Annotated in this window: 19 protein-coding genes and 1 pseudogene; 8 read left to right on the top strand and 12 right to left on the bottom strand. The window is 65.1% G+C overall.

Going from position 1 to position 18,001, the window contains the following annotated elements; all coding sequences use genetic code 11:
- Together ACQ4WN_RS15830 and ACQ4WN_RS15825 are read right to left on the bottom strand one after the other, a co-directional pair.
- Positions 1–186, bottom strand: a pseudogene (locus ACQ4WN_RS15830) (IS1595 family transposase); the annotation flags it as partial.
- Positions 187–280: 94 nt separating this feature from the next.
- Positions 281–1,099: a DODA-type extradiol aromatic ring-opening family dioxygenase gene (locus tag ACQ4WN_RS15825; RefSeq protein ID WP_436552406.1), complete on the bottom strand. Its 819-nt coding sequence runs from the start codon at positions 1,097–1,099 to the stop codon at positions 281–283.
- 112 nt (positions 1,100–1,211) lie between these two features.
- Between ACQ4WN_RS15825 and ACQ4WN_RS15820 the strand changes: the two genes are divergently transcribed.
- Entirely contained in the window at positions 1,212–2,102 is an 891-nt protein-coding gene (locus tag ACQ4WN_RS15820; protein ID WP_436552405.1) for a LysR family transcriptional regulator, read from the top strand.
- Here the strand turns inward: ACQ4WN_RS15820 and ACQ4WN_RS15815 are convergent, their stop codons facing one another.
- Positions 2,103–2,987 carry a hypothetical protein gene (locus ACQ4WN_RS15815; RefSeq protein WP_436552404.1) on the bottom strand — a complete coding sequence of 295 codons (885 nt, stop codon included), beginning with the start codon at positions 2,985–2,987 and terminating at the stop codon, positions 2,103–2,105.
- A complete protein-coding gene (locus tag ACQ4WN_RS15810; protein WP_436552403.1) occupies positions 2,984–5,272 on the bottom strand; it encodes a M1 family metallopeptidase in 2,289 nt (762 codons plus the stop codon). The genes ACQ4WN_RS15815 and ACQ4WN_RS15810 overlap by 4 nt, the downstream gene beginning before the upstream one ends.
- 229 nt (positions 5,273–5,501) lie before the next feature.
- Between ACQ4WN_RS15810 and ACQ4WN_RS15805 the strand changes: the two genes are divergently transcribed.
- From ACQ4WN_RS15805 to ACQ4WN_RS15790, 4 genes are all read left to right on the top strand, one after another.
- Positions 5,502–7,037: a TonB-dependent receptor domain-containing protein gene (locus ACQ4WN_RS15805; protein WP_436552402.1), complete on the top strand. Its 1,536-nt coding sequence runs from the start codon at positions 5,502–5,504 to the stop codon at positions 7,035–7,037.
- A 147-nt stretch (positions 7,038–7,184) separates the two neighbouring features.
- Positions 7,185–7,856 carry a thiol:disulfide interchange protein DsbA/DsbL gene (locus tag ACQ4WN_RS15800; protein ID WP_436552401.1) on the top strand — a complete coding sequence of 224 codons (672 nt, stop codon included), beginning with the start codon at positions 7,185–7,187 and terminating at the stop codon, positions 7,854–7,856.
- A 12-nt stretch (positions 7,857–7,868) separates the two neighbouring features.
- Positions 7,869–8,093 (top strand): hypothetical protein, encoded by a 225-nt coding sequence (locus ACQ4WN_RS15795; protein WP_436552400.1) that lies wholly within the window; start codon positions 7,869–7,871, stop codon positions 8,091–8,093.
- 81 nt (positions 8,094–8,174) lie between these two features.
- Positions 8,175–8,921 (top strand): SDR family oxidoreductase, encoded by a 747-nt coding sequence (locus ACQ4WN_RS15790; RefSeq protein ID WP_436552399.1) that lies wholly within the window; start codon positions 8,175–8,177, stop codon positions 8,919–8,921.
- A 3-nt stretch (positions 8,922–8,924) separates the two neighbouring features.
- Here ACQ4WN_RS15790 and ACQ4WN_RS15785 read toward each other — a convergent pair whose 3' ends face one another.
- From ACQ4WN_RS15785 to ACQ4WN_RS15760, 6 genes are all read right to left on the bottom strand, one after another.
- Positions 8,925–9,815: an efflux RND transporter periplasmic adaptor subunit gene (locus tag ACQ4WN_RS15785; RefSeq protein ID WP_436552398.1), complete on the bottom strand. Its 891-nt coding sequence runs from the start codon at positions 9,813–9,815 to the stop codon at positions 8,925–8,927.
- Between the two features lie 47 nt (positions 9,816–9,862).
- Positions 9,863–10,063, bottom strand: a complete 201-nt coding sequence (locus ACQ4WN_RS15780; RefSeq protein WP_070224633.1) for a DUF1656 domain-containing protein — start codon at positions 10,061–10,063, stop codon at positions 9,863–9,865.
- Positions 10,053–12,197 carry an FUSC family protein gene (locus ACQ4WN_RS15775; protein WP_436552397.1) on the bottom strand — a complete coding sequence of 715 codons (2,145 nt, stop codon included), beginning with the start codon at positions 12,195–12,197 and terminating at the stop codon, positions 10,053–10,055. Before ACQ4WN_RS15775 ends, ACQ4WN_RS15780 begins: the two co-directional genes overlap by 11 nt.
- 10 nt (positions 12,198–12,207) lie before the next feature.
- Positions 12,208–12,714 (bottom strand): MarR family winged helix-turn-helix transcriptional regulator, encoded by a 507-nt coding sequence (locus ACQ4WN_RS15770; RefSeq protein ID WP_436552396.1) that lies wholly within the window; start codon positions 12,712–12,714, stop codon positions 12,208–12,210.
- A 72-nt stretch (positions 12,715–12,786) separates the two neighbouring features.
- The gene (locus tag ACQ4WN_RS15765) at positions 12,787–14,199 is read right to left on the bottom strand and encodes an efflux transporter outer membrane subunit (RefSeq protein ID WP_436552395.1); all 1,413 of its coding nucleotides are present in this window, start codon (positions 14,197–14,199) and stop codon (positions 12,787–12,789) included.
- Positions 14,200–14,325: 126 nt separating this feature from the next.
- The gene (locus ACQ4WN_RS15760) at positions 14,326–14,640 is read right to left on the bottom strand and encodes a DUF4148 domain-containing protein (RefSeq protein WP_436552394.1); all 315 of its coding nucleotides are present in this window, start codon (positions 14,638–14,640) and stop codon (positions 14,326–14,328) included.
- Between the two features lie 285 nt (positions 14,641–14,925).
- On the opposite strand from ACQ4WN_RS15760, the gene ACQ4WN_RS15755 reads away from it, so the two are divergent.
- The 3 genes from ACQ4WN_RS15755 (at position 14,926) to ACQ4WN_RS15745 (ending at position 16,309) form a co-directional block, all read left to right on the top strand.
- A complete protein-coding gene (locus ACQ4WN_RS15755; RefSeq protein WP_436552393.1) occupies positions 14,926–15,255 on the top strand; it encodes a hypothetical protein in 330 nt (109 codons plus the stop codon).
- 128 nt (positions 15,256–15,383) lie between these two features.
- Entirely contained in the window at positions 15,384–15,701 is a 318-nt protein-coding gene (locus tag ACQ4WN_RS15750) for a hypothetical protein (RefSeq protein WP_436552392.1), read from the top strand.
- Positions 15,702–15,844: 143 nt separating this feature from the next.
- Entirely contained in the window at positions 15,845–16,309 is a 465-nt protein-coding gene (locus ACQ4WN_RS15745) for a DUF2244 domain-containing protein (protein ID WP_436552391.1), read from the top strand.
- 70 nt (positions 16,310–16,379) lie between these two features.
- Here the strand turns inward: ACQ4WN_RS15745 and ACQ4WN_RS15740 are convergent, their stop codons facing one another.
- Positions 16,380–16,862, bottom strand: coding sequence for a hypothetical protein (locus tag ACQ4WN_RS15740; RefSeq protein WP_436552390.1), 483 nt, complete (start codon positions 16,860–16,862; stop codon positions 16,380–16,382).
- Between the two features lie 85 nt (positions 16,863–16,947).
- A complete protein-coding gene (gene mgrA / locus ACQ4WN_RS15735; RefSeq protein WP_436552389.1) occupies positions 16,948–17,988 on the bottom strand; it encodes an L-glyceraldehyde 3-phosphate reductase in 1,041 nt (346 codons plus the stop codon).
- Positions 17,989–18,001: the final 13 nt, after the last annotated feature.

The following is an 18,001-nucleotide window of genomic DNA, read 5'->3' as shown; positions in this document are numbered from 1 at the left end:
ATGCCGGTGAGCATGGCTGCTGTTGCAGGCAGGACAGTGCAAGCGCTGCCGGGCCACGCTTTCGACGAGTGCCACGGCGGCGTCCTGCGGCGCTGCCCCGCGCAGCAGGGCGATGCTTGCCAGGCGTTGACGCTGGCTCAGTGCGGTGAACTGGGCGATGAAGGTTTTCCACTGGGCTGGCTGCATGGAAGACTCCCGTTTGTCTGCTATGTACCGTCAGACAGCAGGTCCCCAGGAAAATTCTCGGAATTCCCCTACTTATCGGGGACAGAGCCTTTTTTTATACGGCGGCGCCTTCTCCGAACCTGAAACTGGTCACCGCCAGCGCGCCAAAGAAATCCTCTTCGTGATACACCACGTGCGCCGCTTCCTGCTCGGCTGCACCGAGCGCCACCATCAGCGGCAGCAGATGGTCTTCCTGTGGATGGGCCTGGCGCGCACCGGGCGCCTGGTCCCAGGCCAGCAGCTTTTGCAGCCTCTGTTCCGGTGGCAGGGCCATCGCCTGGCGCAGCCACGCGTCGAACTGCTGCGAGGCGACGGCGCCTGCCTGGCCGAACTGGCGCAGGTTATGGTAGCTGAGGCCGCTGCCGAGTATCAGCACGCCTTGCCGGCGCAAGCTGGCCAGCGCGCGGCCCACTTCGACGTGCGTGAGCGGATCGTAGCCGTGTTTCAGCGACAATTGCACCAGCGGCATGTCCGCTTGCGGGTAGATGGGGAACAGGGCGCTGAAGGTGCCGTGGTCGAAACCCCGCTCGTGGTCGAGGCGCGCCGGATGGCCGGCTGCATCGAGCAACTGTTTTACCTGCGTCGCCAGTGCCGGCGCGCCGGGCGCCGGGTACTGGATCTGGTAGGTATGCGGCGGAAAGCCCGAATAATCGTAGATCATGCCCGGCTGCGGGCTGGCCGAGACGAGAAATTGCGGCCCTTCCCAGTGCGCCGTGACCACCAGCACGGCTTTCGGCCGCACACCGATCTGGCGCGGGATATCCTGCAAGGACGCTTCGAGCACGTCGTAGCGGTCGCCGAACTGGTCTTTCATGAACGGCCACGGGCCGCCGCCGTGCGACAGGAAATAGGTGGGGAAAGTGTGCTCTTGCATGGCGGCTCCGGAGTGGAATGACTGATGCTATCGATGATAGTCATGCGCGGTCAGTTGATCAAGATCGCAATTATTGATATATCATTTCCATTTTGTTGATGATGGGATGGTCATGGATACCTTGCGCAGCATGCGCGTGTTTCGCGCCGTGGTGGAACTGGACAGTTTCGTGCGCGCCAGCGAGCGCCTGGATCTGTCGCCGGCCATGGTCAGCAAGCATGTGATGCACCTGGAACGCCACCTGGGCGCGCGGCTGCTGAACCGCAGCAGCCGCCACCTGAGCCTGACGGAAATCGGCAAGGTGTATTTTGAACAATGTCGCGACATGCTCGACAATCTCGACGAGGTGGAAGCGACTGTGGGCCGCACGACGGTGGTGCCGCGCGGCATGCTGCGCCTGAGCGCCCCCGTCTGGTTCGCCAACGCCATCTTTACGCGCACCCTGGTGGCTTACCGCGAGCGTTTTCCGGAAGTCACGTTCGACATCGACTTGAGCGGGCGCGTGGTCAACCTGGTGGAAGAGGGATTCGATCTGGCCTTGCGCGTGAGCCAGGCGCCATCGCCGACCCTGATCGCGCGGCCCATCGGCAGCATCGCCTTTCACCTGGTGGCCGCGCCCGCCTACCTGGCGCGTGCGGGCCATCCGCATGTGCCGCAAGACCTGGCGCAGCACGCCATGATCAGCTATTCCTTGTTGTCAAACGGCAATGAACTACCGTTCGACGGGCCACAGGGACGCGAGACGGTGAAGTTTGCACCCGTGCTGCAATGTAATAACGAAAGTTTGCTGCACGCGGCAGCGCTTGACGGCATGGGCATCGCCCTGTTGCCGTCGTGGCAAACGGATGCGGACCTGGCGGCGGGGCGGCTGGTGCGCCTCTTCGACGGTTACCAGATGGCGGGCGGCAAGGTGTACGCCGTCTACACCAGCCGCCGCTATCTGTCGTCGAAAGTGCGCACCTTCATCGACTTCCTGGCCGATGAAGGGCGCCTGAGGACGTAATTACGCCAGCGAGCGCTTGACGTCGATCAGCGCGAACAGGCGCGCGCTGCGCATCCACGCCAGCACCAGCGCCGCCAGCTGCGTCGCCAGCAGGCCGGCCACGATGGCCAGCGGACCCGGGGCGGCCAGGTTCAGGCGCGCCACGCCCAGCAGCGCATACAGCGCCAGTCCCAGCAGCGTGATGACGAGGTAGATGGGCAGACAGGCCAGCGGACGCCGGCGCAGCATGCCCAGGCCCCGCCACCAGGCCTTGACGGCCGAGGTGCGACGACGGTCGACGGCCAGCGCTGCGCGGCCCGCGTCGAGCGTGGCGCAGGCCAGCAGGAAGAGCAGGCCCGTCGCCAGCAAGGCCAGGTGACGGACCATGTCGGCATCGGCTTCCAGGATGGCCTTCGCTGCGTGCTTGTCGGCCAGTTTTAGTGCGCCGGCGCCGATCGCCAGCGCCACGCCCAGCGGCACGATGCTCCACAGCAGCATGCGCAGCATGCGGCCGTATTCGCTGAAGGCGCCCGTCAACAGGGGGCCGAAGCCCAGCGGCGCACGGGCGCGCGCGGCCGTCACCACCAGGCCGCTCAGCAGTGGCGACAGCAGCAGGGTCAGGACGATGCCGGCGATGGCGGCCTGGCTGATGGCCGCGCCGTTGCGTCCCGTATTGGCCACCAGGTCGGCCAGGGTCATCATGTCGAGCTTGTGCGCCAGGGCCGCCGCATGCACGGCCTGATCGAGGCTGGCGCTCAAGGTGCGCCAGAGGGGAATGACGGCAATGATGGCAGGGATCAGCAGCAGGCCCGCCCACAGCAGCAGCAAGCGCCATTGCAGGGCGGCGCGGCTGGCGCGCGTGGTCAGGGCCAGGCCGCTGGCCCGTGTCGTGGTAGTGGCGCTCATACGATGGCAATCAGGGAAAGGAGGTATTGGAAGGCGGCGGCGAGGTCGAGGCTCCAGCGCCGTGCAGCGGACGTGTCGGCCTTCAGGGTGCGGCTGTCATCGAGCTTGTTGACGTCGAGGTAGTGCACACGGTCGGGATCGAGTTCTGCCGAGACGGCCTTCACGGGCTTGCTCCAGGTGTAGCGCTGCCACAGTTGGTCGTTATCCCACACCACGCGTTCGGACGTACCATCGGCAAATTTCACCAGCAGCACCTGCGGCACGGGCGCGCCGCGGCGGCGCACCACCACGCTGGTCAGATACGGATACGGTCCCGTGCCGGCCTTGGCGTCCGGGTGCGCCTTGTCCCACGCCTCGCGCACTTTTTTCTCTTCCTTTTCCAGCGTGTCGGCCGTGTGTTCCACGCGCTTGCCGTTTTCCAGCGCCATGCCGGCCAGCGGTGTCTGCTCTTCGCTGGTGAAGCTGCCGATGCGGTCGTCGATGTTCGCGCTGGCATAGACTTGCTGCGCGAAGACCTGTTCCACGATGCGCCGCTGGCCCGTCGCCTCGGCCAGCGCTTCGCGCAGGTCGGCTACGCTCGGGTGGCGGAATTTCCACTGTTCGTAATATGCCTTGAAGCCCCGTTCCATGGCCTCGCTGCCGATGCGCGCTTCCAGGTCGCGCATGGTGATGGCCGTGCGGCTGTAGACGGGGCCCACGCCCTGCAGGCGGTCCCACGCGTTCTGGCCCAGCGGGTCGGCCGCATCCTGGCGCGGTGCGCCCAGGCGCTCGCCCTCGAAGACCTTGAAGGCGGGAGCGAAGCCCAGGCGCTTGAGCAGCGGCGTGGTGGCGTGGATGTCCTGGCTGCGCGCGCGCAGCATGCGCTGGTCCCAGTACTCGTTCAAGCCTTCGTCGAGGATGGGTTCCTCGAACTCGTTCGAAGCCAGGATGCCGTAGAAATAGCCATGGCCGAATTCATGGATGGTGACGAAATCGAGGCCGAATTCGGCGATGGTCTTCGGCTGCAGGTTGGCGTAGCCCGAGGCGGTGATGAAGGTCGGGTATTCCATGCCGCCCGCTTCGGCCGCATTAAACGGCGGAATCACCACCGTCAGGGTCTTGTACGGATACGGGCCCAGGGTGCGCGAAAAATACGTGAGCGAATCTTTGGCCGCCTGCAGCGCGGGCCCCGCGCTGGACGCGTACTCGGGCGGGTACAGCACCTTGATGGCCACCGGCGGGCTGCCAGGACCGCTCCAGCTGCCCGTCAATGGCAGCGCGCTGCGCTTGTCGGCCGTCCAGGCGAAATCGTGCACGTCACCCTGCACATAGTGATGCGTGAGCATGCCGTCCTTTTCCTGCGGCGCGCCCTGCAGCTCGCCCGTGGCGCCCACCGTGTATTCCTTGGGCACGGTCAGCTTCACGTCGTAGTTGCCGAAATCGGCGTAGAACTCCGAGTTCAGGTGGAATTCATGCGCGTTCCAGCGCGGCGCGGTGGCGCCCCGTTCGCCGGGCAATTCCAGCACGGCGATCTTGGGGAACCACTGGCCCACCAGGTGGAAGCTGCCAAAATAGCCGGTGCGCGCGATGACGCGCGGCAGCTGGTCGAAGAAGCGGATGTCGAGCGTCGTCTCGGCGCCCGGCGCGACCGCCTGCGGCAAGTCGACGCGCACCACCGTGCGGTCGGTGGCCGGGCCGTTGTCAGGCTGGATGAAATGCCAGGGCGCCTTGGCGCCGTTCTGCGTCATGCCGCGCAGTTCGATGTAGCCCCACTCGCCGTCGCGCGTGTCGACGCCCGAGCGGAAGCCCGTATCGAGCTTGCGCTTCTCGGTGAAGAAGGTCGAATGTTCGCCTTCGAACGCATTCAGGTACAGGTGCAAATATACGCTGCTGACGGCTTGCGCGCTGCGGTTGCGCCAGCGCAGTTTCTGCTGGCCGGCGATGGTGTGCTTGATGGGATCGAGCGTCGCTTCGATCCGGTAGTCGACCACGCGGTCCGACAGGGTCGTATGTGCTGCCGTGCGCGCACCGCCCCAGGCGTTGCTGGCACTGGGCGTGGTGACGGCGGATGCGTGCGGCAAGGCCAGGGCGATGCCGTCGGCGGCCGGCGCCAGCGGCACGGCTGCGCTGGCCTGACTGCCCTGGCCCGGCTGGGCGAACAGGTCGGCCTGCAGGGCCAGGCCGGCCAGCAGCAAGGCGGTAATGGAGAGAGCTCTGAGCTTGCCCGAGATGGGGAAAAAACCAATGCTGCGGCGCGTGCCGCTGGGACTTGGCGGCCCCCGGCGCGGTGTGCTACGACTTTCCATGCGTGACTCCCACAGTGACTTGTTGATTTTCAAATGCAGTCGGCTGCGCCCGGGATCGCCGGGCGCAGCTTAATATACCTGTAAAAATTACAAATAAGCAATGAATTATGCAAGCAGCCCCGCTGTCTGTTGCGGCACCACGCGCCGTGCGTATAATGATTCGCTTTTGCCATCCCTTCCGCCCCACTCGCGTGCGTCCGCGCCGCGGTGACGCCTCAAGCCTGCCGCCATGATGCCTGTTCCTTTCGCCCTGTCCATTGCCACGCGCGCCTTGCTGCTGTGCGCCCTGGCCATGCCGGCGTGCGCGCAGGAAGGCGTGGATGGCGGCGCTGCCGGCGTCACGCATGGCGACTTGTCCACCGAACTGGGGCAGGGCGGCCAGCACAGCGTGCGCGGCGCCGTGTCGCGCGAGCAGGGCGGCATGACGCTCGATGTGGCCATGGACGGGCTACGCAATGGCAATTATCGCGATGGCAGCGTGTTTCACCAGCGCGGCTTCAATGGGGGCGCGGAATGGAAGGTGCGCCAGGGCCGCTTCGGTTTCAGCGCCGACCAGCTGAACCAGGACACCCGCTATCCCGCGCCCGAGTCGCCATTCCTGGCCTTGCTGGCGGTCCGCCCGGAAGACCTGTACCGCTATGAAGTGCGGCGCGCCAGCGCCTTCGTGCAGCGCTATGTGGACAATTTTGAGCTGGGCGTGGAATTGTCGCAGCGCGATAAACGCGCCACGGCGCACTATGCGGGCGAGGAGGGCAGCAGCGAATCGAGGTACAGCAGCCGCCGCCGGCAACTGGCGCCCCGCGTGCGCCATTACGGCAAGATGGGCGGCGTGGGCACGGATACGGAAGTGGGCCTGGACCTGATGCAGTGGCAGCGGCGCTCGGGCCGCGATGGCGATGGGCAGCGCCGGCAGTATTCGCGCGCGCTGCTGCTGCGCGAAGAGCTGGCTTTCGGCGGCGCGTACGCGCCGCGCCTGCTGCTGGGGCTGCGGCATGAACAGTTCCAGCTCGATCCGGCCGACATGCCCGTTGGCGGCAGCGACTGGGAAAACCAGAATGCCTGGGACGTGCAGGGCAGCTTGCAGTTGCGCCCGCAATTGAGCGTGTACGCCAAGGCCGCGCGCAGCTACCGCATCGATGACGATGGCTATAACCGCGCCGGCTACCGTCCCCTGGCGGGACAGCTGCGGCGCGAAACGGAAGTGGGTGCCACCTTCGGCGACGCGGCGCGCAGCGCTTCCGTGCGCATCTTCAGCGAGCGTCTGAGTAACCAGATCGTCTTCGACCAGAGCCTGGGCCAGCTGGGCTTTGCGGGCAACCTCGACCCTTCGCGCCGCGACGGCATCGCCATCGAGGCCAGCATGGCGCTGGCGCGCGACTGGCGCCTCGACGCTCAGCTGCGCCAGGTGCATGCGCGCTATGACGATTACGCCTACGACGGCCCGGATATCGCCCTCGTGCCCAAGACCCTGGCCAGCCTGCGCCTGTACTGGACGGGGCAAGCCGGCGCCAGTGGCGACGTGGGCGTGCAATGGCTGCGCGCCCTGCGCTATGGGCGGGATTTCGACAACAGCTGCCTGGCGCAAGTGCCGGCGTTTGCCACCCTGGACGCGCGCTATACGCGCAAACTGGGCGCGTGGGAGCTGGAGCTGGCCGGCAGCAACCTGGCCAACCGCCGCCATTACGGCGATGTGCCGGGCTGCCAGTCCAGCATTTACCTCAAGGACGCGCGCCAGCTGCGCGTGTCGGCGCGCTACCATTTTTAAGGCCCAGGCGCAGCGGGGCTTAAATGCGGCTTAAGCGGGCGCAAGGCGGGGCGATAAACGCGGCTTTTTTCTGCCGGGGCTTCATCGGCCGGCGCAAAAAGTGGTAATCTCGCCCCGTTCACGACCACTTTATGATGAAGGATTAATATGCGTTTTCTGCGTTTCTTGCGTCCCCTGCTTGCCGCCGTCACCCTGGTAGCGGCCACCGGCGGCGCCATGGCGGCCGATACCGGCTTTACCACGCTCCCCACGCCAGTGCGCACGGATACTGGGAAGAAGGTGGAAGTGGTGGAGTACTTCATGTATTCGTGCCCGCATTGCTATGCGCTCGATCCGCTGATGCACGACTGGGTCAAGAAGCAGGGCGACAAGATCGCCTTCCGCCGCATCCACCTGGCCTTCTCCGGCCCGAAAGATCCGCAGGCGCACGCTTATGCCACCCTGGAAGCGATGGGCCAGCTGGACCAGTTCCACGACAAGATCTTCCGCGCCATCCACGTCGAGCGCAACCGCCTGAACCGTGATGACGCCATCCTCGAGCTGCTGGTGAAGAACGGCATCGACAAGGCGAAATACCTGGATATGTTCAATTCCTTCGGCGTGCAGACCAAGCTGAAACGCAACGAGCAGCTGATCACTGCCAGCAAGATCGACAGTGCGCCGACCATCGTCATCGACGGCCGCTTCGTGACGTCGCCGGCGCAGCTGTCGCGTCCGGGCCAGTCCGAGCCGCAGACCCAGGCAGCGACCCTGCGCGTGATGGATGAATTGGTGACGCGCGTCCTGAAAGAGCGCGCTCCCGCGCCAGCGAAGAAGTAAGCGGAGAGCGTCATGAAACAGCTGCCCTGGACTCTGTGCGTACTGGCCCTTGCCTTCGTGGCGTGGCTGGCGCTGGCCATCGTCAACGTGGAAAACCAGCGCAATGCGCTGGCCAGCAAGGCTTGCGTGGACCCCGCGTTCAAGAACGAGGTCGACGCGAAATGCCTGGCGTCCGTGCAATCGCGCGAACACTGGTGGCAGCATCTGAGCTACGCCATGACGCACTTCCGGAATTGAATGTGTCTGCACCAAAAACCCGCCGCGCGCGGGTTTTTTTTCATCCGCGTATGATAAAGCCACAACCATCCGGGAGGGACGATGCAGGAAGTGATCTTGATTACCGGCAGCAGCCGCGGCATCGGCGCGGCGACGGCACTGCTGGCAGCGCGCCAGGGCTATGCCGTCTGCGTCAATTATGTGCGCGATGCGCAGGCGGCCGAAGAACTGTGCGCGCGCATCGTTGCTGGCGGCGGCGAAGCCATCGCCGTGCAGGCTGACGTGAGCGATGAAGCGGACGTGGCGCGCTTGTTTGACGAAGTCGATACGCGCCTGGGGACCTTGACGGCGCTGGTCAACAATGTGGGCGTGCTGGAGCAGAAATGCCGGCTGGCCGATATTTCCGTGCAGCGCCTGGAACGTGTGCTGCGCACCAACGTGGTCAGTTACTTTTTGTGCTGCCAGCAAGCCGTGCGGCGCATGTCGACGGCGAACGGCGGCCAGGGCGGGCGTATCGTGAATGTCTCGTCGGTGGCCGCGCGCATCGGCTCACCGGGCGAATACATCGATTACGCGGCCTCGAAAGGCGCCGTCGATACGCTCACCCTCGGGCTGGCAAAGGAAGTGGCGGCCGAAGGCATCCGCGTCAACGGCGTGCGGCCCGGCATCATCTACACGGACATCCACGCATCGGGTGGCGAGCCGGGGCGGGTGGCGCGTCTGGCGTCCGGCGTGCCCATGCAGCGGGGCGGCCAGCCGGAAGAAATCGCCGATGCCATCCTGTATCTGCTGGGGCCAGGCGCCAGCTATGTGACGGGCAGCATCCTCGACGTGGCGGGCGGGCGCTAAAGTTTACGCTTTGGCTGGCGCGGCCTTGGCCGGCGCCGAATGGGGCGTGATCACCACGGTGCAGGTGGTGCCGGCCACCAGGACCTGCTTCTTGTCTTGCTCGTCGATGTGGATACGCACGGGCACGCGCTGCGCCAGGCGCACCCAGTTGAAGGTGGGATTGACGTCGGCCAGCAATTCGCGGCCCGTGGCGGCGTCGCGGTCGGTGATGCCGCGCGCGATGCTCTCGATGTGGCCATGCAGGGTGCCGCCGCTCATCAGATTCATTTCCGCCTTGTCGTCCTGCGCCAGCATGCCCAGCTTGGTCTCTTCGAAGTAGCCGACGACATAATACGAGGCGCTGTCGATGACGGCCAGCTTGGCCGCGCCGACAGCGGCGAAATCGCCCTTGTGCACGTTCAGGTTGGTCACGTAGCCGCTGACGGGCGCGCGCACGGTGGTGCGTTCCAGGTTCAATTGGGCCAGCGCGCGGGCGGCCAGCGCGGCCTGTACTTGCGATGAGGCCGAACTGGCGGCAAAGGCGGCGCTTTCGCGGCTTTCCGTGGAGATGATGCTGGCGTCGAGATTGGCGCGGCGCTGCGCCTCCTTGCCGCGGCGGCCCTGCTCCGTCCTTTGCGTGGCCAGCACGGCGTCGGCCTGCGCCAGCGCGCTCGCATAGCGCTCCTTGTCGACGACGAAGAGGATGTCGCCTTTTTGCACCACCTGGTTGTCGCGCACCAGCACGTCCGTGACGGTGCCGGCCACGTCGGCGCTGATGTTGACGATATCGGCCTTGATGCGCCCGTCGCGCGTCCATGGCGATTCCATGTAGCGGTTCCAGACGGTCTTGCCTATCCAGAGGGCCGCAGCCAGGAGCAGCACGGTGATGGCATAGCGGGTCAGTTTGGCTACCATGTCGGCATCCTTTCCTTGATCAGATTGAACATTTTTTTATTTGAACGTTATTTGTACAGCGATAAAGCCAGCGCGCCGAAGATGGCGATGAAGATGCACAGCCGCGCCAGCGAGGGGTGCCACACCATGCGGTACACGCCCAGCCAGCCCAGCACGCGGTCGAGCAGGGTTTGCAGGCCGATGCTGAGGATGAACAGGGGCAGCAGGGTGGGAATCAGAATTCCGAACAGGGCGAATTCACGCGGCATGATGGTCTCCGGCGCGAGGCGCCATGTTGTCGAGTAATGAGGTGTAGATCGAATGCAGGTCGACCAGCGCCGTCTGCAGGCGCGCGCTGCGTTCGGCCGTCGCCCCGGCTTCGGCCTGCGCCGAGCGCACCACGGCGCCCGCCTGCAGCGTGGCCGCCAGCGCCGCCTGCAGTGCCGTGTCGCTGCGCGAGCGCAGCCAGCTGGCGATGTGGTCCACGCACTGCTGCAGCGCGTGGCGTGTGGCGTCTGGCCGGGCGGTCGCAATCAGTTCGCGCAGATCGATCACCGAGTGGCCGATTTCCAGCAAGGTCAGGGCCTGGCGCACGACGGCGCGCGTGGCGACACCCGGCGCCGGGCCGGCCGCCGCGTTGAGCTGGCTGAGCAGGTCGCGCACGCGGTTGTCGAAACGGTGTTTCACGCGCTGCGCGGGCGCCGTGCACGCATGCAGCGCTTCGCGCCACAGGGCCGGGCCGATATGGTCTTTGTGGCCCATGGTGTGTTCGGGCAGCAGCACGGCAAACACGAGGGCAGCCAGCATCAGGCCGACGATCAGCGCCATGCCCGTGTTCAAAAAGGCCGCGCCATCGACATGCATCACGTTCGTCGGCGCCATCTGTGTGATAAAGGTCGATACGCCCAGGCCCACGCCCAGCTTGGCGGGATTCGTCATCAAATACAGGCCCACTGCCAGGAAGGGCGCAAAACTGAGCACCAGCATGGGGAAGCCGTCCCCGTGCACCAGCACGAAGTACACGCATACGAGCGACAGCGGCATGGCGATCAGAAAGCCCGCCAGCACTTGCCGGATCATCATGATGGGGCGCGGCGAGGACGAGGCCAGCGCGCAGAACACGGCCGCCATCAACATCGCCGTGCTGGCATAGGGCCAGGCCAGGAAGTAGGCGCCCAGGGCCAGCAGGGCCAGGCTGATGGCCGCACGCGCACCGCTGGCGATCACCAGCGCGGGCGGCGTCTTTGGCGCATACGCCTGCGGCGTGCCGATGGCCAGAGGCGTGTCATGCGCCAGGCTGAAATAGACTTCGTGAAAGCGGCTCATGTCGCGCGCGAAGCGTTCCAGCAGCTCGCACATGGTGTCGAAATCGATGCGCTGCGCATGCACGATGGTCGCGCTGTCGATGTCTGCGCGCGCCTGCGCCAGGGCCGTCTGCAGGTGCAGCTGCATGGTGTCGAGCGAGTCTTGCGAAGGCGTCGCCTGCAGCGCTTCGGCGACGATGGCGTACAGGGGCGCGCAGGCTTGCATGACCTGAGTTTCGCCATCGCGCTGCAGACGGTCGAACAGGCGGTGGAAGGTATAGAAGGTGGTCAGCGCCGTCATGAAGGTGGCGTTGAAGGCGTGCAGCTTGCGGTTTTGCGCGCGCACGTGGCTCACTTTGCTGGTGACTTCGAACAGGGCGGCAGAGCGGCCCAGTTCCAGCGCCGCCACGTCGGCGGCAAATTGCAGGTGCGTCAGTTCCACTTGCGCCGGCGTGATTTTTTGCTGCAGCACGTCCTGGCAGAAGGTGAGGAATTTGCCGTAGCGCGCCTGCACCGTGCGCATCACTTGCGTGCCCTGGTGGCGCGGCAGCAGCACGCTGGACACCGCTGCCGAGCAGATGATGCCCAGGCCGACTTCGGCCACGCGCGTGACGGCCAGCGCGAACGCCTGCTTCGGCTGCTCGATGGCGGGCAAGACGATCATGCAAGCCGTGTAGCCGGCCAGCACATACACATACGACTGGGCGTTGCGGTGCAGGGCTGAGCCGCTCGTGCACAGGCCTACCCACAGGGCCAGGCCGGCGAACAGCAGCACCGGCTGCTGCGGGAACAGGCCGATCAGGGTCAGCGCTGCCGTGCATCCCAGCAGGGTGCCGCACAGGCGGTAAAAGCTTTTTTCCAGCACCATGCCGCTGCTGGGCAGGGCCAGGATGATGGTGGTGGTCATCGCCGTGCTGGGCGAATCGAGTCCCAGGCGGTAGGCTAGCCACAGGGCGCAGAACGCGGCGATCAGGGTCTTGCCGACGTAGATCCAGCGTTCGCCTTCCGTCGTGCGCCAGTCTTGCAGCGCCAGCGCCAGCCAGTGGGCCGCCCGGGACAGGGGGCCTTGCGTGAATGTTGTTGCTATGGCTGGCGTCATCGATAGGCGATCAGTTCTGGTTGTGGAGATTGTTCAGGTTGCGCAACTGGCGCATGTACAGCTTGTCGAGCACTTGCAGCTCTTCTTCCGTGAACCCTTCGTACAGGGCCGAGGTTTCCTGGTACACGTCGGGCAGCGCCGTTTCGATCAGCGCGCGGCCCTTGTCGGTCAGCGAAATCATCACCGAGCGGCGGTCGCCGGGGCGCGTGCCGCGGTGGATCAGGCCGCGCGTTTCCAGGTCGTTGCACACGCGCGTCAGGTTGGCCGGCTTTTCATGGCAGGCCATGCCCAGGGTGCAGGCGTTCGAGGTTTCGTCGTCCGTGCCGTACAGCACGGCCAGCACCATGTAGCTGGCATCGACCAGGTCGTGCTTTTTCAGCGCCGCATTGGTCAAGTCCTTCATGCCTTTTTGAATGTGGTACGTCATGCGCAACAGGCGCATCAGTTCCATGGGGAAGCCTGGCATGCGCGTGCGGATGTTTTGCAGCCGCTTGGAGGTGGCGTCAAAAGCGGTCATGTCAACTCCTTCATGTGTGAATAAAGTTCCGATTGTATCTTGTTGAGCTAGGGCAATGCCAGGATTGCAAGCTTAGATTCCGCCTCCCAGTGCATTCATCAAGGAAACGTACAGATCGAGCTCGCGTGCGCCATTTTGCGCCTGCTGCTGTTCTTCCGCCAGCAGCGCCACTTGCGTGTTGAGCATGTTGATGGCGTCGCTCATGCCCGCCTTGTACGCCTTTTCCGCCAGGTCGCGTGCACGCTGTGCCGTGGCCAGCGCCTGCACGGTGAGCTGGTGCTGCTTTGCCAGCGACTGGGCGCGGGTGACGGCGTTGGCCACGTCCGACATGGCGTTGATGACGGTGGCGTTGTACTGCTCCACGGCGCCGTCGTACACGGCCGTCTGGTTGCCCAGCTGGGCGCGCAGGCGGGGGCCGGCAAAGATGGGCAGGCTCAGCGCGGGCGAGGCGCCGCGAATGTCCGAGTTGGCGTCAAGAAAGTGGCTGAAGCCGAAGGCCTGGAAGCCGGCAAAGGCCACCAGGTTGACGTTCGGGTAAAACTCGGCCTTGGCCACCTCGATGCGCTGCGCCGCCGCTTCCACACGCCAGCGCTGGGCGGCGATGTCGGGGCGGCGGCCGATCAGGTCGGCCGGCAGGGCGGCGGGGATGGCCAGCGGCTGGTCCAGGCGCAGCACGGGGCGCGTGAGCGCCGCACCGGCTGCCGGACCCTTGCCCGCCAGGGCCGCCAGCTGGTTGCGCAGCAGGGCCAGCGACTCGGCCGACTGTTCCAGCTGGCGGCGTCCTGCGGGCAGGGTAGTTTCGATTTGCGCCACGTCAATATCGGTGCCGATGCCGGCCGCCTTGCGCTGGCGCGTGATGTCGAGGATGCGGGCGCGTTGCGCCAGGCTGCGTTCGATCACGTCCTGCAGCTGGAATTCATACGCTAGCTGGATGTAGGTGCGCGCCAGCGCCGTTTCCAGCGCCAGGCGGGCCATCTGCGATTCGGCCGACGCCATCTGCACGTCGCCCAGGGCGGCGGACAGGGCGGCGCGGTTGCGTCCCCACAAGTCCAGGTCGTACGAAGCCGTGACGGTGGCCTGGTTGCGCCAGGCGTAATTGCCGGCCAGGGGCGCTGGCGTGCTGCCGTGCTGCGAATACAGTTCGCGGTTGATGGAGACATTCGCGTCCGCCTGCGGGCGGGTCTTGTCTTCAAATGCACCGGCCAGCGCCTCGGCCTGGCGCACGCGCGCCTGGGCGCCGCGCAGGGTTGGGCTGTCGGCCAGCGCCTGGTCCATCAAACGGTTTAATTGGGGGTCGTGCAAGTCTTGCCACCATTGCGTGCGCGGCCACTGTATGGCGGCGCTGGCGGCGGCATCCATGGCCTTGCTGGCCGCTAGCTTGTTGGCGTCGAGCATGACCGACTGCGGCGCGATATGGCCCATGTCGGCGCAAGCGCTCAAGGCAAGGATCAGGCTGGCGGCAAGCAAACGGCGGTGCAGGGACATGCAGTGACTCCGGGAGGCGATAGTGTTGAGGGTGCTGCTGACAGCTCGCCGCGGTGAGCGTCGGGAGTGGCCCGAGTGCTGCGCCGCAACTGAGTTGTTACTGACTGAAACCGGCTGACTGGTTTCTTATTGCACGATGTGCTTGGTGGTTTGCGCGACATCAAAGTCCGCTTCCGTTTGCGGGATCAGGCCAGCCTTGCGGGCGGCGTAGAACTCGGCCATGACTTGTTCGCGTGTCACCTTGCTGGCGGCGGTGGCCGGCGTTTTCGGGTAGTCGACCTCGCTGGTGGCGATGTCGCCGGCGTTGCGGGCACGGACGTATTCGGCCGTGACTTGCTCGCGGGTCAGCTGCTGGCTGGTGGCTGGCGCCGTGCTTTGTGCGAAAGCCGAGGTAGCGGTGGTGATGGCAAACAATGCTGCGATAAGTGATTTGGCTTGCATGATAAAACTCCAATATGTGCATGATGGCTGGGTGGATGGGCCGGCTCGCCACGTACCGGTCGGTTCGGCGGCAAGGCGCTGGTGGGCGCCGTGCCGCCGATGTAGCAGTTTCTGGATGAGAAGGTGCTTACTTGAATTAACTATAGCAATGAATAGTACATTTGTGAAGTAATTTGTGAAAAAATTTGTGCGCCGCCGCATTTCCCCCGTGGAAAATGCCGTGCAGGCGTGCGCCGCTGGCTGGGCGAGGGGAGTAAGCTGATTTTTTATTAATGGGAGTCAGCCATGAGCAACAGTTCACTCGATCCGGATAATTTTCCCGTCACGCCCCACCGCGTACTCGGTAGTGGCCATGGCAAGGGCGCGCTGGGGCCCAGCGACAGTACTGACAGCGGCAGCGACATGCAGGGCGTGCCTGGCCAGGATGCGGAAGAGCTCGAAAACGACAGCGATGCGGCCGGCACGGGCGATCGGGCCGGCGTGGAGCCCCACAACGGGGCGCCCGATGGCGGCGACATCGACGTCGATCATGTGGAGCGCATGGTGCCCGTGCCACCGGCAGAGGAAGAGGAGGGCACGCCGCGCACGCCGCAGGTGCGGGCGCCGCGTCCCTGATCCGGGCGGCCGACTGAGAATTGCCGCCACGAATTACTGTCTCTGCTGCGCCATCAGCGTAAAATGCGGCCAAGGCGACGTGCGCGCCGCCATGGCCAGCCGGCCGGCACAGGATAGGATGTCAGAGGATGCAAACGCAGATGTCGGAAGAGAAAGAAAAAGACTTGATGTTGATGTACCGCGAGACGCGGCCGCGCGAGTTTTTTGGCGAAAAAAGTAACACCAATCACCTGGCCTGGAGTTTGCTGGTGGTGTTGCTGGCGCTGGTGTTCTGGCTGGTCGTGGCCCTGGCAGCGGCGGAAAACCAGCGCTATGCCCTGGCAACGAAGGCTTGCCAGGATCGCGTGTTTCCCACGGAAATCGACACGTCTTGCCTGAAGCAGGTGAAGTCGCGCGATCACTGGTGGCAGCACCTGGGTCACGCGCTCGTGCATTTGGGTAGCTGAGGCCGGTGTAGCGCGCTGCGCGCCCTTGGGCGGCCATGACGGCCGTGCCCGGGGCGCGGCGGTATCGCTGGCCGAGCCGGGCGGCAAGGCGGGGTTGCCCGCGGTGTGCCCATGCGGGCCGATGCGATGTTGCGGGAGGCGCCATGCCACGCGATAGTTCGCGCGAACAGCCGCAATGGCGGTTCACGCGCCACAGTGCCTTGACGGCGCGCCAGTTGCTGCGCGCCTACGCCTTGTTGTGCCTGTTTTCTATCGCCATCGCCGCCGGCTTCGCGCTGCGCGGCTTCTGGTATATCCCCATCTTTTCATTTGCCGAACTGAGCCTGGTGGCCTTGGCCCTGTTGTATTACATGCGCCACGCGCGTGATTACGAGCAGATTGCCCTGCGAGACGGTATGTTGATCGTCGAGCAAGTCAGCGCCGGCCAGTGCCGGCGCAGCAGCTTTGCGCTGTGGTGCACGCGCATCATGGTGCCGCAAGGGCCGCGCCAGCTGATCCGCATCGGCGACGGCGCCGCCCAGGTCGAGGTGGGCGCCCTGGCTACGCTGGAGCGGCGCCGGCAAGTCGCGCACGAGCTATGCGCGCTGTTGCCGCGTCAGGCATCCTGATGGGAACGGTCCATGCGCCACGCACGCGACAGGATGCGCGATGGCTTTCTCCGTGGCTTTCGCGATGGCTTTATTTCGGGCCATAAAACTGGAAGGTCTGGACTACCAGCAATTGGGCAGGGAAGCCGGTGGTGGTCTTGAATTCCTTGACGCCGGTAATTTTGTAGGCGCCCGCCTGGAACTCCTCGCCTTCCTCCCAGCTGAGATCCTTCATGGCAAACTGCAGCAGGCGCTTGTCGTTATAGCGGTAGCTGAAGATGGTGTAGGCACCGACGCGGCTGGTGACGATGAAGCGCTCGTCGCGCGCGTCGGCGATGAGCAGGATTCCCGGATAGCGTTCGATGCCCGCCTCCTGGTTCTGGATTCTGAGGATCACATCGGTAAAGCTGCATTCGGCGTCGCGGACCTTGTCGCGCCTTGTGGCGATCTTCATGACCTCGTCGTAGCTCTTGTTATGCACAATCGACCATCGCGGCGAGTCGCAATAATTGTTCGCGTGGGCGTCGGCTGTGCAGAGCAGCAGGCATAGGGGGAGGGCGGAGAAAGCTTTCATGGGGCCTTGTGGCAAGTTGCTGTCTTGTGGAGCCGGCAGTCTAGCGTCTGGCTGCCGCCGCCACAAGCGCAGGGCGAGTGATTGCTCAGGTTGCCCGCGACGGGCCTTCCCACAAATTGATATGACCTTCACGCGCCTGCACGTCGATGGCCGCCAGTTCCTCGGCCGTAAACGTCAGTTGCTGCAGCGCGGCCACGTTTTCGCGGATTTGTGCGCTGCTGCTGGCGCCGATCAGGGTCGAGGTGACGCGCGCATCGCGCAGCACCCAGGCCAGCGCCATCTGCGCCAGGGTCTGCCCCCGCTGTGCGGCGATCTGGTTCAGCGCACGCACGCGGGCCAGGTTTTCCGCGCTCAGGTGTTTTTGCAGCAGCGAGCCGCCGCCGGGGCGGTTGACGCGCGCATCTTGCGGCACGCCATCGAGGTACTTGTCGCTGAGCAAGCCCTGCGCCAGCGCCGTGAACGTGATGCAGCCCATGCCTTGCGCTTGCAGAGTATCGAGCAAGCCGTCTTCCTCGATCCAGCGGTTGAGCATGTTGTAGGCCGGCTGGTGGATCAGGCACGGCACTTTCCACTCTTTCAGCAGGGCGGCCGCCTCGGCCGTCTTTTGCGGAGAATACGACGACAGGCCCACGTACAGCGCCTTGCCCTGCTGCACGGCGGTGGCCAGCGCGCCCATGGTTTCTTCCAGCGGCGTGTCGGCGTCGTAGCGGTGCGAGTAAAAGATGTCGACGTAGTCCAGGCCCAGGCGCTGCAAGCTCTGGTCCAGGCTGGCCAGCACGTATTTGCGCGAACCGCCGCCCTGGCCGTACGGGCCGGGCCACATGTCCCAGCCCGCCTTGGTGGAAATGATCAGTTCATCGCGGTAGGGCAGGAAATCGTCGCGCAGCAGCTTGCCGAAATTGCTTTCCGCGCTGCCATACGGAGGGCCGTAGTTGTTGGCCAGGTCGAAATGCGTGATGCCCAGGTCGAAGGCCGTGCGCAGCATGTCGCGCTGCGAGGCCAGATGGTTGCTGTCGCCAAAGTTATGCCACAGTCCCAGGGACAGCAGCGGCAATTTCAGCCCGCTGCGCCCGCAGGTGCGGTATGGCATGCTGTCGTAGCGGTTCTCGGCGGCGTGGTAAGTCATGGCATCTCCCGGT

Origin of the sequence: Janthinobacterium pasteuri (assembly GCF_051380775.1) — a bacterium.
Taxonomy (GTDB): domain Bacteria; phylum Pseudomonadota; class Gammaproteobacteria; order Burkholderiales; family Burkholderiaceae_D; genus Janthinobacterium.
Note: the sequence above shows the minus strand (reverse complement) of the source record. Positions and strands in the feature narration are given on the sequence as shown.

Excerpts from the sequence above, each read along its gene's own strand:
- ACQ4WN_RS15825 (WP_436552406.1), bottom strand. The coding sequence starts at position 1,099 with ATGCAAGAGCACACTTTCCCCACCTATTTCCTGTCGCACGGCGGCGGC.
- ACQ4WN_RS15820 (WP_436552405.1), top strand. The coding sequence starts at position 1,212 with ATGGATACCTTGCGCAGCATGCGCGTGTTTCGCGCCGTGGTGGAACTG.
- ACQ4WN_RS15815 (WP_436552404.1), bottom strand. The coding sequence starts at position 2,987 with ATGAGCGCCACTACCACGACACGGGCCAGCGGCCTGGCCCTGACCACG.
- ACQ4WN_RS15810 (WP_436552403.1), bottom strand. The coding sequence starts at position 5,272 with ATGGAAAGTCGTAGCACACCGCGCCGGGGGCCGCCAAGTCCCAGCGGC.
- ACQ4WN_RS15805 (WP_436552402.1), top strand. The coding sequence starts at position 5,502 with ATGATGCCTGTTCCTTTCGCCCTGTCCATTGCCACGCGCGCCTTGCTG.
- ACQ4WN_RS15800 (WP_436552401.1), top strand. The coding sequence starts at position 7,185 with ATGCGTTTTCTGCGTTTCTTGCGTCCCCTGCTTGCCGCCGTCACCCTG.
- ACQ4WN_RS15795 (WP_436552400.1), top strand. The coding sequence starts at position 7,869 with ATGAAACAGCTGCCCTGGACTCTGTGCGTACTGGCCCTTGCCTTCGTG.
- ACQ4WN_RS15790 (WP_436552399.1), top strand. The coding sequence starts at position 8,175 with ATGCAGGAAGTGATCTTGATTACCGGCAGCAGCCGCGGCATCGGCGCG.
- ACQ4WN_RS15785 (WP_436552398.1), bottom strand. The coding sequence starts at position 9,815 with ATGGTAGCCAAACTGACCCGCTATGCCATCACCGTGCTGCTCCTGGCT.
- ACQ4WN_RS15780 (WP_070224633.1), bottom strand. The coding sequence starts at position 10,063 with ATGCCGCGTGAATTCGCCCTGTTCGGAATTCTGATTCCCACCCTGCTG.
- ACQ4WN_RS15775 (WP_436552397.1), bottom strand. The coding sequence starts at position 12,197 with ATGACGCCAGCCATAGCAACAACATTCACGCAAGGCCCCCTGTCCCGG.
- ACQ4WN_RS15770 (WP_436552396.1), bottom strand. The coding sequence starts at position 12,714 with ATGACCGCTTTTGACGCCACCTCCAAGCGGCTGCAAAACATCCGCACG.
- ACQ4WN_RS15765 (WP_436552395.1), bottom strand. The coding sequence starts at position 14,199 with ATGTCCCTGCACCGCCGTTTGCTTGCCGCCAGCCTGATCCTTGCCTTG.
- ACQ4WN_RS15760 (WP_436552394.1), bottom strand. The coding sequence starts at position 14,640 with ATGCAAGCCAAATCACTTATCGCAGCATTGTTTGCCATCACCACCGCT.
- ACQ4WN_RS15755 (WP_436552393.1), top strand. The coding sequence starts at position 14,926 with ATGAGCAACAGTTCACTCGATCCGGATAATTTTCCCGTCACGCCCCAC.
- ACQ4WN_RS15750 (WP_436552392.1), top strand. The coding sequence starts at position 15,384 with ATGCAAACGCAGATGTCGGAAGAGAAAGAAAAAGACTTGATGTTGATG.
- ACQ4WN_RS15745 (WP_436552391.1), top strand. The coding sequence starts at position 15,845 with ATGCCACGCGATAGTTCGCGCGAACAGCCGCAATGGCGGTTCACGCGC.
- ACQ4WN_RS15740 (WP_436552390.1), bottom strand. The coding sequence starts at position 16,862 with ATGAAAGCTTTCTCCGCCCTCCCCCTATGCCTGCTGCTCTGCACAGCC.
- mgrA (WP_436552389.1), bottom strand. The coding sequence starts at position 17,988 with ATGACTTACCACGCCGCCGAGAACCGCTACGACAGCATGCCATACCGC.